The 13,337-nt window shown below is 36.4% G+C and carries 14 protein-coding genes and 1 other annotated feature; of the genes, 10 read left to right on the top strand and 4 right to left on the bottom strand.

The genetic code is table 11. From position 1 onward, the window contains the following. Positions 1 to 58: 58 nt before the first annotated feature. The gene (locus tag G8761_RS09485; protein ID WP_166025939.1) at positions 59 to 418 is read left to right on the top strand and encodes a hypothetical protein; all 360 of its coding nucleotides are present in this window, start codon (positions 59 to 61) and stop codon (positions 416 to 418) included. An 82-nt stretch (positions 419 to 500) separates the two neighbouring features. After that, positions 501 to 721 (top strand) — a binding site (T-box leader). Positions 722 to 770: 49 nt separating this feature from the next. Beyond that, on the top strand, positions 771 to 2,453 hold the full coding sequence (argS, locus tag G8761_RS09480; protein ID WP_166025937.1) for an arginine--tRNA ligase: 1,683 nt from the start codon (positions 771 to 773) through the stop codon (positions 2,451 to 2,453). A gap of 33 nt (positions 2,454 to 2,486) precedes the next feature. Here argS and G8761_RS09475 read toward each other — a convergent pair whose 3' ends face one another. Then, positions 2,487 to 3,341 carry a VOC family protein gene (locus tag G8761_RS09475; RefSeq protein WP_166025935.1) on the bottom strand — a complete coding sequence of 285 codons (855 nt, stop codon included), beginning with the start codon at positions 3,339 to 3,341 and terminating at the stop codon, positions 2,487 to 2,489. Between the two features lie 101 nt (positions 3,342 to 3,442). Then, positions 3,443 to 3,988, bottom strand: a complete 546-nt coding sequence (locus G8761_RS09470; RefSeq protein ID WP_207789171.1) for an NADPH-dependent FMN reductase — start codon at positions 3,986 to 3,988, stop codon at positions 3,443 to 3,445. A 381-nt stretch (positions 3,989 to 4,369) separates the two neighbouring features. On the opposite strand from G8761_RS09470, the gene G8761_RS09465 reads away from it, so the two are divergent. Together G8761_RS09465 and G8761_RS09460 are read left to right on the top strand one after the other, a co-directional pair. Then, the gene (locus G8761_RS09465; RefSeq protein ID WP_243449956.1) at positions 4,370 to 5,170 is read left to right on the top strand and encodes a nucleotidyltransferase domain-containing protein; all 801 of its coding nucleotides are present in this window, start codon (positions 4,370 to 4,372) and stop codon (positions 5,168 to 5,170) included. A 104-nt stretch (positions 5,171 to 5,274) separates the two neighbouring features. Further along, positions 5,275 to 5,817, top strand: a complete 543-nt coding sequence (locus tag G8761_RS09460; protein ID WP_166025929.1) for a 2'-5' RNA ligase family protein — start codon at positions 5,275 to 5,277, stop codon at positions 5,815 to 5,817. Positions 5,818 to 5,966: 149 nt separating this feature from the next. Here the strand turns inward: G8761_RS09460 and G8761_RS09455 are convergent, their stop codons facing one another. Beyond that, positions 5,967 to 6,818 (bottom strand): peptidylprolyl isomerase, encoded by an 852-nt coding sequence (locus tag G8761_RS09455; protein WP_166025927.1) that lies wholly within the window; start codon positions 6,816 to 6,818, stop codon positions 5,967 to 5,969. 388 nt (positions 6,819 to 7,206) lie between these two features. Here G8761_RS09455 and G8761_RS09450 point away from each other — a divergent pair, with 388 nt between their 5' ends. Both G8761_RS09450 and G8761_RS09445 read left to right on the top strand, forming a co-directional pair. After that, positions 7,207 to 7,887: a type 1 glutamine amidotransferase domain-containing protein gene (locus G8761_RS09450; RefSeq protein ID WP_166025925.1), complete on the top strand. Its 681-nt coding sequence runs from the start codon at positions 7,207 to 7,209 to the stop codon at positions 7,885 to 7,887. Between the two features lie 756 nt (positions 7,888 to 8,643). Further along, positions 8,644 to 9,273 carry a hypothetical protein gene (locus G8761_RS09445; RefSeq protein ID WP_166025923.1) on the top strand — a complete coding sequence of 210 codons (630 nt, stop codon included), beginning with the start codon at positions 8,644 to 8,646 and terminating at the stop codon, positions 9,271 to 9,273. Positions 9,274 to 9,799: 526 nt separating this feature from the next. Here the strand turns inward: G8761_RS09445 and G8761_RS09440 are convergent. After that, on the bottom strand, positions 9,800 to 9,970 hold the full coding sequence (locus G8761_RS09440) for a hypothetical protein (RefSeq protein WP_166025921.1): 171 nt from the start codon (positions 9,968 to 9,970) through the stop codon (positions 9,800 to 9,802). Positions 9,971 to 10,319: 349 nt separating this feature from the next. Here G8761_RS09440 and G8761_RS09435 point away from each other — a divergent pair, with 349 nt between their 5' ends. The 4 genes from G8761_RS09435 to G8761_RS09420 all read left to right on the top strand — a co-directional run bounded on the left by G8761_RS09435 (position 10,320) and on the right by G8761_RS09420 (position 13,329). Then, positions 10,320 to 10,892 carry a bifunctional transcriptional activator/DNA repair enzyme AdaA gene (locus G8761_RS09435; RefSeq protein WP_166025920.1) on the top strand — a complete coding sequence of 191 codons (573 nt, stop codon included), beginning with the start codon at positions 10,320 to 10,322 and terminating at the stop codon, positions 10,890 to 10,892. Next, entirely contained in the window at positions 10,889 to 11,797 is a 909-nt protein-coding gene (locus G8761_RS09430) for a DNA-3-methyladenine glycosylase family protein (protein WP_166025918.1), read from the top strand. The genes G8761_RS09435 and G8761_RS09430 overlap by 4 nt, the downstream gene beginning before the upstream one ends. Beyond that, positions 11,790 to 12,269, top strand: coding sequence for a methylated-DNA--[protein]-cysteine S-methyltransferase (locus G8761_RS09425; protein ID WP_166025916.1), 480 nt, complete (start codon positions 11,790 to 11,792; stop codon positions 12,267 to 12,269). Before G8761_RS09430 ends, G8761_RS09425 begins: the two co-directional genes overlap by 8 nt. Positions 12,270 to 12,426: 157 nt before the next feature. Then, positions 12,427 to 13,329, top strand: a complete 903-nt coding sequence (locus G8761_RS09420; protein WP_166025914.1) for an NAD-dependent epimerase/dehydratase family protein — start codon at positions 12,427 to 12,429, stop codon at positions 13,327 to 13,329. The last annotated feature ends 8 nt before the right edge of the window (positions 13,330 to 13,337 follow it).

Genomic DNA, 13,337 nt, shown 5'->3' with positions numbered 1-13,337 from the left:
AATTAAATTAATGAGATTATCGAGGAGATGAGAGTCCCTCACCTAAGGGGATGATTAGTTGTCTGAGAAAAAACAACTGCTAAAAGTTATGAAAGCACAATATGATATATCAAAACCAAACCTGGTGCAGGTAATATGCAGTACACTCGTGGCCTTAGGTCCTCCCCTAAATCTTTTATTATTATTTTTTGGAAAACCAACGAAACATTTGTATCTCTTGATTATTTTTACGATTTTTTCAATAGCACTTATTGTTTGGACTTGGGTAACTTACTTAAAAGATAAAAGGGAATTCCGTAAAAACAAACGGTATTTAGATGAACTTCTTCAATTAAGAAAACAAGCAAAAGAATTAACATACGAAGAACTTGAAAAACGGTATATTGATATCCTGGAAAATTTAAACAAGAATGAATGAGATTGATAAAATAAGAAAAGTAAAAATTTTCATAAATATATTGTAATTTTCTAATAATTGGATATAATGATTCTAAATAATGATAAAGTCACTGATAAAGAGAGTAGTTATTTTGCGAAATTAAAGCGAGTCAAGGATGGTGTGAGCTTGGCATGCAGCAGGTAATGAACCGCACTTTAGAGATGTTTTCCTGAAAGTGAGTAGGGAATACCGGGGAATCACCCCGTTACCAAATGGAGTGGTTTTTATTTGATAAGAACAATTAGAGTGGTACCACGGGATCAATAAACTCTCGTCTCTTTTATTTACTAAAGAGGCGGGAGTTTTTTTATTTTGGAGGAGGAGATAAAGGATGAACTTTAAGAATGACTTTGCTGATGGATTGTATGAAGCTCTAAATGGGCAATTGGACAAAAGCAGATTGGTCTTAATGGTTGAAAAACCAAAATTTGAGTATATGGGTGATCTTGCATTTCCTTGTTTTGAACTGGCAAAACTTTTTCGAAAGTCACCCCATAGCATAGCAATTGAAATTGCAGATAAAATCCAATCTCCTGTTTTTGAAAAAATCGAAGCGGTAAGTGGATATGTAAATGTTTTTTTAGATAAAAAGAAGGTTTCTTCTGAAGTTATTAAGCATGTACTTTCCCTAAAAGAAAATTACGGCGCTATAAATCTTGGCAATGATCAGGTTATCACTATCGACTTTTCCTCTCCCAATATCGCAAAACCCTTTTCAATGGGGCATTTACGCTCAACTGTGATTGGTAACGCCCTTGCATTGATAGCAGAAAAATGCAGTTATCGTCCTGTCCGGATTAATCACTTGGGTGATTGGGGCACTCAATTTGGAAAACTAATTGTCGCGTACAAAAAGTGGGGAGATGAAGGAAAAGTAATACAGCATCCCATTAAAGAATTACTAGTATTATATGTAAAATTCCATGAAGAAGCAGAAAAGGACATCTGCTTGGATGATGAAGCTCGAGGCTGGTTCAAAAAGCTGGAGGACGGGGATAAAGAAGCACATAGTTTATGGGAATGGTTTCGCGAGGAGTCATTAAAGGAGTTTTCAAAAATATATGAGTTGATGGGGATAAACTTTGATTCCTATCATGGCGAAGCTTTTTATAATGACAAGATGGAAAGAGTGGTAGAGCTGCTTAAAGAAATGAATTTACTGGAAGAATCAGAAGGTGCACAAGTCGTTCCTCTTGAGGAGTTACCTCCATGTTTAATAAAGAAAAGAGATGGAACTACTCTTTATGCCACCCGTGATTTGGCAGCAGCCATTTATCGCCAGGAAACATATCACTTCGTTAAATCTTTATATGTGGTAGGGAATGAACAGACCTTGCATTTCAAACAATTGTTTGCGGTGCTAGATAAAATGGGCTGCCAATGGCAGGAAGGAATGACTCACGTTCCTTTTGGAATGATGTTAAAAGACGGCAAAAAAATGTCTACTCGTAAAGGGAAAGTGGTATTGCTCGAAGAAGTCTTAAAAGATGCCATAGCTCTTGCATTAAAGGATATTAAGCAAAAGAATCCAAACCTTGTTTCCAAAGAGGAAGTCGCCCGCCAGGTTGGGACGGGTGCAGTTATCTTCCATGACTTAAAAAACTACCGGCTAAACGATATAGAATTCTCCCTGGAAGACATGTTAAGATTTGAAGGGGAAACTGGACCATACGTCCAATACACTCATGCGCGCACTTCTTCGCTGCTAAGAAAAGGGCAGTTTAAAGAAACCATGGAACTCTCGAGCAGTTTTGATATAGAAGCATGGCCGATTATTACTTCCTTAATGGCTTTTCCGGAGGTTATTAAACGTGCTATGGAAGAATATGATCCATCGCAAATTGCCAAGTATGTCATCGAACTCTCAAGAGCCTTTAATAAATATTATGGTTCTGTCCGTATTTTAGATGATGAAGATGACAAGCAGGCAAGATTATCAATCGTTTATGCTGTTAAGATTGTTCTAAAAGAGGGTCTTCGATTATTAGGAATAGGAGCTCCAGAGGAGATGTAAACAAAGGGATTGCAGCAGCAATCCCTTTGTTATTTAAATTTCTAATTGAATGAGATTACCTGATGGGTCCTCAACAATTATATCGCCGTCAATACTAGTGCTCATGTAACCTAGATTACTTAAATCATTAACAGCCTTCGTTCTAGCCTCATTATTTGGAAAAACAAGTGAAAATCTTTCTAGCCCAACACTATACTTTGCAGGTTTAGGGGCTCCGGTTCCATTCCATGTATTTAGTCCAATATGGTGATGATAGCCGCCAGTCGATATGAATAGCGCCTGATTACCATATTTACTTACAACGTTAAATCCTAAGCCCAGGCAATAAAATTCCTTTATTTTATTTAATTCAGCCACATGTAAATGAATATGACCTATCATGGTCTCAACGGGGAGTGCCTCCCAAGGAGCTCCTTTTCCTTCCTCAAGAAGGCTGTCAGCATCTAATGGATTGGTTGCCATTAGGACTTCGCCGTTTTCCCAATTCCAATTAGATGAAGGCCTGTCAACATAAATTTCGATTCCATTTCCATCGGGATCCGCAAGGTAAAGTGCCTCACTTACAAGATGATCAGAACCGCCTTGTAAAGGGTAACCAAGCTTCAGAAAGTGGTTTAATACTTTTCCTAAATCCGTCCGGTTAGGTAATAAGATGGCGAAGTGATATAGTCCGGTTGTTCTTTTTTGCTTGGGAATAACATTCTCCGGCTGTTCAATGGTAAGGAGGGGAGTATTCCCATCTGCACTTAATATTGCTTTTCTTTCCGTTTGTTCCAGTATTTTAAAACCAATCACATTATTGTAAAACGAAAGCGAGCGGTTTATATCTTCAACTTTTAAAAAAACCTGCCCAACAAAAATATTAGGTTTGCGGTGGAAGCTTGACATTTAACGTACCTCCTTTTGATTATCTTTTGATTTTGCTTTGAATCAATACATTAGATGCGTTTATGACAGAAAAAGCCCGTTTAGTACGGACTTTATCCTTATTATTTTCGTAACGTTTTGAGTGCTCCGCTCCAAGCGATAACTTGTTCAAGCATCAAGTTTACATTATTTTCGTGTAAATCTGATGGTGTGAATTCGCTGAAGTTTGTAAAGTCGGTAAATAACGATAATGTTGGATGAACACGAACATCGGCAACCAGCAATTCACCCAAAATACCCCGCAAGTGCTCAGCTGCTCTTGCTCCGCCAGTAGAACCATAGCTTATTATTCCAGCAGCTTTGTTATTCCACTCATCACGAGCTGAATCTAAGGCATTTTTTAATGCACCTGAAATGCTGTGATTATATTCAGATACAATGAAGACAAAACCATCTAATGAAGTAAGTTTTTCAGACCAAGCTTTTAATCCAGGTTCATTACCTGTACCTTCACCTAAGAATGGTAATTTGAAATCTGCAATATCAAGGATTTCATAATTAGCATCTCCACGTTTGTCCGCAATTTCCTTTGCCCATTTTCCTACTTGTGGGCTAACGCGGCCTTGTCTCGTACTGCCTAAAATAATTCCGATATTTAATTTTTCCATTTTTTTCTCCTCCTTATTAGCTGAAGTCCCAAATATATTGCTAAAAAAGCTCATAAGTTTCACCTCATTAAAGTAAGTAAAAAAGCAAATAATTTATTTCAAAATAAGATATCTTGAATCTGAGATAATAGTAACTCATAGCTAAGCTAACTGTCAACCGAAAAATCTCGAAATTGAGATATTTTTATTGGGTATGAAATTAAAAGGGTAAACAAAGAAAGATTAAACCACAAAAACCCGTATCTATTAAAGTTTTGCTGGTTAAATGGAGAAGGGTTTTACAATCATATAGGGAATATAATACATTGATGGTTTTTTAATTATAAGGAGATGGTTTTATGTGTGGGATTTTTAAGTAAACATTTAAATAGGGATGCATCTTTGCCACAGCATCGAGCAATTCTTTTAAAAAAAGCTTTAAAGGATTTAACTGAAGATCCTTATGTTTTAGCTGTTTATTTATGTGGATCATTAGCAAAAGGAGACTTTGATAATTTCTCGGATATTGATTTACATACAATTGTGCTCCCAGAAAAAAAGGAATCCTTTATCAAAGGAAAAAGGGAAAGAGCGCAAAAGTGGGGAGAAGTTTTATTTTTCGAAGGCTTTAATCCCTTTGTACCTCATGTAGTCACTCATTATGATACTTTTGTTAAAGTAGATAGCTGGTATCATACACCAGAAGAAATTATTCCATCAATTTGGTTAAAAGAACTTGAGGTTCTTCATGACCCACATAATACTTTAAGTAAGATAAAGATAGAATCCTCTAAACTGGTTTACGAACCATCTTCAGTTGATGTTGAGTTTTGGAGAGGGAAGATCCTTGCGTTTATTCACGAAACCTACCGAGCAGTAATGAGAAATGAAATATATTATGCCTTATCTAATCTGGAGAGACTGCGATGGCTGATTGTTTCCAGCTGGTATTTGGAAATGGAAGAACATTTAGATAGTCCTTACGGAGTTTGGTCAAAAATTGAGGGCAAAAGAAGTAAATTAAAACAATGGCAATTATCTCTTCTAGAAAATTGGGACACCAATCACAATTCCAATGGAATAATGAAAACGATGGTCAGTATAATTCCAGAATTTTATAGACTAAATAAACATCTAAGTAAGAAGGTTCAAATTGACTCAAATGAAGAGAACATTAAAAAAATCGTAGAAATGGCTTACTAAAAAAATATTGAAATACAGGTGCATTAATCCTAAAAGGAATAATGCACTTTTTTGTTGAATGTTAATATTTACATTTATTCATTAAATTTTGAAGGTGAATCAATATGTATGGATTTATTGCTATTTTCGATGGACAAACAGAACAAACTATAAAAGATATTTGGGGAGAATTGACAGAAAAGAACATCTCCCATTATTCCTATGAAGTTGAGAATAGAAGACCGCATATAACACTAGCGAGTTACAACAACATAAAAATAATTGATTTTATTGATAAGATGGATGAATTTTATAAATATAAGCCATCAATTGATGTAACTTTTAACACCATTGGCTCGTTTTTAAAATCAGGAGCATTATTTCTTTCACCTGCGGTTACAAAAGAGCTGCTGGAATTTCATTTAAACCATCACAAATCTTTCGAGCGATTTAATAATTATCCTAATTCATTGTACTTACCTGATAATTGGATACCACATTGTACGATTGCAAATAGGCTGGCTTCAGAAAAACTATCCGAAGCATTTAATTATTGTTCAAACAGAACCGGGATCTTATATGGAAAAATAAAAGAAGTTGCCTTAATTGATGTTTCTATTAAAAATAAGGCACCCATTATCTACTCAAAAGTACTTACAGACAAATAGGGTGAAGAGACATTTTGAATAAAATTCTTATGGCGTTTGCAGGAGGAACAAATAAGTCAGCCGCACTGGGACTAAAAAAATTATTGTATAACAGCTAATAAATTGAAAACGATCATAAAAAAAGGCAACCCAAGTGGATTGCCTTTTTTTTATGAAACAGCAGGTTGTGAAAGGTCCGTTGCTTTTTTCAAATCTTTATCGGATATATCAATATTCGATTTCTTAAATTCATTTTTTAAAACCTTTTGAATCATATCTTGTGTGACTTTACTTTGCTTCACCTGCGCGGTAAGGGTATTTTTCATCTTCGCAAATGATTGTTTTGATTTTGTGTCAGTCACTTGAATGATATGGTATCCATATTGTGTTTTGATCGGAGCGCTGATTTGGTTTTGTTTTAGCGAATAGGCAGCCTTTTCAAAATCCGGATCCATTACGCCTGTGCCGAACCATCCGACGTCTCCGCCCTTAGTGGCACTGGCAGTATCTGTTGATTTTTCCTTTGCTAAATCCTCAAACTTTGCCCCACTTTTAAGCTTTGCTTCTATATCATTAGCTGTTTTTTCGTCCTTTACTAATATATGGCTGGCACGTATCTCAGGTTTATAGGCAGCGTATGCATCTTTTAACTCTTTATCTGTTACCTTAATGGTTTTAAAGGCAGCTTTTTGTTCCAAGAGATTTAGTTTTACAGTGTTTCGGTAGTCATTTTCATCTTGAAAACCATATTGCTGTAAAGCAGTTTGAAATTGAGCTCCAAGTTGGTCTTTTGCCTTTTTAACTTCCGAATCTATTTCAGCTTTAGAAACGGTATATTCTTTTGACAATACCTTTTCTGCAGCAAGCTGCTGAAGCGTCTGTGCTCCATACTTTGACTTCATAGCCTGATATAACTCATCCTGCGTGATATTCCCTGCATCGGACTTCATAACAGCACTGCTGCTGCACGCCGATAAACCCAAGGCGCTTATTAAAAATCCTGCGAGCACCCATTTTTTCATTACGTCACTCCTAAATTTTTTAATTTTCAAAGGGAAACATACTTCCATATATGCCTCTTAAATGTTTGATTAAAAATAGAGTACCTGACGAATATGAATAAAAAATGAACAACCCATGAAGAAATAGAGAATGATGAAAAATACATAAGAAAACGCAAATAATTAGGTTCACAGACCGGATGAACGATTTCTTCCAAATGAATCCAAAATCGCCGTTCATGGACATAAGGGTACTATTCTGCCTTCCTGCTCAATAACTCTCTGCGTTTAAAGCACAAAATATAAGGTTATTTACTTTATGGGGTATATATATTTAATTTCACGTTTAAGGGAAACTAAAAATGATACCTGAATAACTAGACGTATAACAGTGAAGGAGGCATTATTAATGGCAAAAGTATTGGCTGTTTTATCAAGTGGATATAAGGATGAAAAGAATGAGTATGAAACAGGCTGGTGGGGCGAAGAATTGTTTGCGCCCTTACAAGCTTTAGAAAAAGCTGGCCATCAAGTTGACCTTGCTTCACCTCAAGGAGGAAAACCGACAGTTGATAAGGTAAGCTTCTTACCTGAGTATGATCCTGAAGGAACCTATAAAGCTCTTTATGAATCAGGCCGGGCAGATGAAACCAAAAAGCTATCCGATATTAATCCATCCGATTATGATGTTGTATTAATTGTCGGGGGGCATGGTGCCATGTATGATTTAGCTAAGAATGATCACCTGCACAGCATTATTAATTCCGTTTATGATAATGGAGGTATTGTTGCGGCAGAGTGCCATGGACCCGCTCCGCTAATTTGGACCCTTCGCCCCGATGGAAAAAGTATAATTGCTGGTAAAGAAGTGACGGGTTATCCAAATGAAATCGAGCCAGAAGGCTTGTTGGATATATTACCATTTAGTCTGGAAAACGAATTAACAAAAATCGCAATTTATGATAAAGGTGACCTTAGTAAAAAGGGACATGCTGTATGGGCAGAAGAACAAATCGTAACAAGCCGTGACCCATTCTCTTCAGAATTGATGGGCGAGGAATTAGTCAAAGCCTTAGAAAAAAGGAAATAGAAAGTGCATGTGTACGTTTAAACTGAAAAAACCTTAAACAGACATCATGAAGGAAGGGAAATTACCAATGAGTAATACTTTTTATGAAATGTACATTGGTGGCAATTTTTCCCAAAGTGGATTAGGATGAGAATTAGGGATTCAAGGATTACTTGCCTATACACAGGTAAAACATATTCATGTTGATCTGATTCCATCCACTAAAGGATACAAAACCTTATTGCCTGATAAAGATTAATGATAGAACTGTGGAGCATTGATCCATTATGGATTAATGCTCTATTTTTTTAGCTAATCAGAATTTATATCGATAAATTCTGAACGCATAAGAAAAACTAAGACATTCGCCAAAAGGCCTTGGCGAATGCCAGGTTTTTCTTATATAAGTTATTTTGAGCACTAAAATGATGGCAGGTGTCCAGCTTAATTGGGTGATAGATGGCTCTAGATTTATTACTAACCCATAGACCAAACTCTGTAATAATTTCCGGCTTTCTTTTAACTCCTTAAAGAACGAATTACCAGTTAATATCCAACTTGATGATTTCCTATATTTATTTTTTTCTCAGCTGAATAAGGGGCGTTTCATAAAAGGAAAAAAGGGGGTTTTTACAGAATCTTTATCAGTGGGAGGAGGTTCTTTAAAGAGTGGGCAAAAAGCGGCTTTCCATTTAATTGATTAGGTTAGGAAGGTTGGTCAAACTGCCCAAGAAAGAATAATTAATTGATATAAATTGTATTAAAAGGAGGACCCTTATGAACAAGACGGCTTCTCTGTTTCTCATTATTGCTTTGTTATTGGCTGCCTGCAGCCATGAATCATCCACAACACAAAGAAAGCTGCAGCACAAAAAGAACAATTCCTCACACACTCCAGCGAAATCCGACACCACTTTAGGTTCTGCCAAAACGACCACTGAATCAACCCAGCCATCCACTGAATCAACCCAGCCAACAACGGAAAATACGGCTACTTACACACCTCCTCCTCTGCGCACAGATGGAAGATGGATCCAGGAGGGAAGGCTTTATATCATTCAAGGCACGATTACTCAGTTCAGACGATTTAAAAATGGAAATTCTTCCTTGAGAATACAGGTAGAAACATCCTACCAAGGGGCAGGCGGTGCCTATTGTCCATATGAAAATAATAGGACCTATTCCTTTCTGCTTTTTAAGGACCCAAAGATAAATCTTCTGCATCAAAAAGTCAGGCTCCTTGTCGGCCCGATAACCGTTAATGACCGGGATATTTTTGAAGGAGCAGTATTCCTCTATATCTTGAGGAACGGTCAATTTGTAGATTTACAGGGAAAGAAAGCTATTCTGCCCCCAACTGAATCAGACTGGCATTACCTTGAGGAACATCAGGGCTCTTCTGATTAAGAAGAGCTTTTTCATTTTTATTTTTACTAGGATTTAAGATGTAGTAAGAAACTTTTCCGTTGACTAACGGAAATTAAATATCTTTAAAATGGAGCGCTTTCAGTTTACCGTGGTAATGGAGATATTTAATGAAATATAGCTTTAGGATATAAAATCAATAATAATCGTACAAGGGAGCCAAAGGCAGAGGAAAGACAAATTAGTTAAATTTGCTATTTGAAGGGGTACATTGGTCCTAAAATGATCAGTGTATTTTTTATTGTAGGGACAGAAGTAAAATTCCTTTTTTTTTAGCATTTAATAATAATGCAAGGAAGAACAAAAGGCGCAAGCGCCCTGGTTAGCCCCAACAGGCATAAGACGAATCACGTAGGAAATCCTGAATTCTGAAGTGATTTGGCTTATGACCCCGAGGGGCTGGGCGCTGGAGCTGGATTACAATAACCTAGTTCGGAGTTACGCACATGGTGAAAATCTATAAATTCCTAACCGATAAAAAAACAGCTTCAAGCTGAAGCTGCTAAAATTATATTACGGCTTTCAAAGCCTCTGAGTCATTTGTTGTGATATTTTTAAATTGAGATTCTAAAATAGCTAAATCCAATTGATCTTTTTCTTTTAGGTTATTCATTATAACCATAGATGCATAAATTCCAATAAAGAATAAACCAATCGTAATCAACCAAGCAGCAAACATTTTATTTCCTCCTTTGAATCTTTTAAAAGTATTTTAATTGATTTTTTAAAAAATCTATGTGACATAAATCACTAAGAGGAAATATAAATTTTGGGTCCGGAATACTTGTATAGCCTGGGTTATTTATCTAAAATCTTCTTTAAGAAATGAGAAAAGAAAATAATACCCACTGATTATTGAAACACTGGTATAACAGAATGAATAATTAAAGACTTAACGGGCTGCTTTTAAAGGTCAGCTTTTTAGTATTTAAACGTAATATAGACTGTAAGAGCAAGAATGAGGATGAAAAGCGACTTCCATAATTGGTAAAATAGGTTGCAGTTAGAGTGAAGGGAGTATGTTCCTGATGACAAATTTGGTATTTTCTTTTGATGAAATGTGGGAGAAAATCCTTGCATGTGACCGTACATATGATGGCTTCTTTTTTACCGCGGTGAAAACAACAAAGATTTATTGCAGGCCATCCTGCAGATCCAGAAAACCCAAAAAAATAAATGTTGAATTTTATTTAGCAATCAGTCAAGCGGAAGAAGCGGGTTACCGGGCATGCAAGAGATGCCAGCCAGAAGCTGAACATTCCCCACTTGAAGGTATGGTAAGACAAATGATTTCCTTCCTGGTCAATCATTATAAACAGAATCTGACTTTGGAGGATATTTCCTCACATATTGGTGTGAGTCCCTTTTATTTGGAAAGACTTTTTAAACAGGAAACTCAAGAAACACCACGTGCTTATTTGGAAAAAATAAGAATTGATAAAGCAGCGTTTTTGTTAAAAAGTACTGCAATGACAAACCTTGATATTTGTTACGAGGTTGGGTTCCAAAGTCCTTCAAATTTTTATAGAGTGTTTAGACGAATGAAAAAATGTACACCGAATAAATATCGAAACCAGGTAAGCCAGGAGGCTGGCATATGAGCAGTTCAAACTTATCGTCTATGATAAAAATTAATACGCCAAGGGACTTTAATTTTGAGGAATGCTTGGTTTTTTTGGACAGATCGAATCAGGAGTTGCTTCACAGGATTAAGGATGGATATTTATATAAACTTATAAAGGTCGATCAAGAGTTAATATTATTGAAAATAAGTTACAAAATTGATGCTCTTAATGTGGAGTTCCCATTAGGAGATCCATCTAAAAACGCACGAAAATTGGCTGCCGAATTTATAGTGGATTGGTTTGATTTGGAGCAGGATTTAGCAGACTTTTATGAAATGGCCCTATACGATAATATTTTAAATCAAATAGCGAGTAAATATAGAGGATTAAGAATCATTGGCATTCCGGATTTATTCGAAGCTCTTACATGGGCTATCCTAGGGCAGCAAATCAATCTAAAATTTGCTTACACATTAAAAAAACGGTTTGTGGAACGCTTTGGGGAAGGCCTAATGTTTGAAGGAGAAACCTATTGGTTATATCCTTCCTTTGATAGGATTGCAGAAATAGACATAGAGCATTTGAGGGAACTTCAGTTTACAGTCAGAAAGGCTGAATACGTTATAGGTGTAGCAAAAGCAATGTCAAAAGGCGAACTAAAGAAGGAAAACCTTCTTAAGAAACAAGATTATCTGCCTATCCATAACTACTTAACAAATATGAGGGGAATAGGAGCCTGGACAGCAGATTATGTTATGATGAAATGCCTTCACCAAAGGTCTGCATTTCCCATTACAGATGTAGGGCTTCATAATGCAATAAAGTTTCAACTAGGGCTTGAGGGCAAGCCAACCATTAATGAAATTAAAGAAATGGCATTAAACTGGACAGGCTGGGAAGCCTACGCAGTGTTTTATTTATGGAGGTCCTTATATGACTAATCAATATAAATTAGATTATCCATCTCCTATAGGGGTACTCGAAATAATAGGAACAAATGATGCGGTCTATTCCATTTTGTTTGTTGACAGGGAAAATCCGTTATATGTTAAGCAGACTGACACGCCAAAGACACTGGAGAATTGCTATCATCAGCTTGACGAATATTTTAAAGGGGAGCGGCAGACATTTTCCTTTCCCTATGTTTTCGAGGGCACCATCTTTCAAAGAAAGGTATGGGAAACCTTAAAAGGTATTCCTTTTTCTGAAACTGCTACATACAAAGATATCGCTGTTTCTATAGGTCATGATAAAGCCATACGAGCAGTAGGAAATGCCAATGGAAAAAATAAGCTGAGCATCGTGATTCCCTGCCATCGAATTATTGGCTCCAATCGAAAACTAACTGGATATGCTGGAGGGCTATGGCGGAAGGAATGGCTTTTGGAACATGAGAAGAATAGTAAAATGTAAAATCAAGGGTCCTCCAAATCGGAGACCTTTTGTATTATCATACCCCGTATCTTTTGATGGTACAGAGCCGTTTAATTAGATAAAGGATTTAACATATACTCTGGTGTATATATTAAACTGTGACCTTTAAAGATTAAACAAAAGGGTGGGTGAAATAATGACAAAGGCATTGGTTATGGGCGGAACACGATTTTTCGGTATTCATTTAGTAGAATCATTGTTAGAAAGAGGGATAGAGGTAACAATCGCTACAAGAGGCAATACAGAAGATCCATTTGGTGACAGGGTTCACCGGATAAAGGTTGATCGTTCCGATTTAGATAGCATGAAAATAGCTTTTACAGATACAAAATGGGATATAATTTTTGATCAAATTTGTTATTCAGCAAAAGATGCCACGGAAGCGGCTGAAGTTTTTAAAGGGAAGACAGACAGATATATTTTGACCTCCACTTTGTCTGTATATGATTTGCCGGAAAACGGTCAAGAATTAATGGAAAAGGACTTTTACCCTTACAATTATCCAATCGAAATAAAAGAGGGGAACGAGGTATCATATCAGAAAGGTAAACGCCAGGCAGAGGCTGTAATCTTCCAGAAATCAGGTTTCTCGGCAGCTGCAGTTCGCTTTCCTATTGTTTTGGGACTTAATGATTATACAAATAGACTCAAGTTTCATATAAATCGAGTCTTAAATGAAGAAGAAATCTATTTCACCAATACCGATTCTTCTTTTGGATACATTTCCGAAGAGGAAGCAGGGAAGTTTTTGGCATGGATAGGGACATCTGATTTTGAAGGCCCATTTAATGCCTGTGCGACTGGTACTTATACGTTAAAGGAATTAATGGAGTTGATAGAAGAACGAACAGGGAAAGCTTTTATTTTGGCGAAAAAAAAGAATGAAGAAAATGAGTCGCCTTATAATATTCCTGCCTCCTATTTTATGAGCAATCAAAAGGCAGCTGACCTGGGCTACAAATTCACTGATTTGTTTGACTGGCTTCCAGGGTTGATAAGCAAGTTAATTGAAGAGGAAACAGCGAAAATGAAGTCTTAAAAGTATAA

Source organism: Neobacillus terrae, from assembly GCF_011393025.1.
In the GTDB taxonomy this organism is placed as follows: domain Bacteria; phylum Bacillota; class Bacilli; order Bacillales; family Cytobacillaceae; genus Neobacillus_A; species Neobacillus_A terrae.
This window is presented reverse-complemented; position numbering and strand designations above follow the sequence as displayed.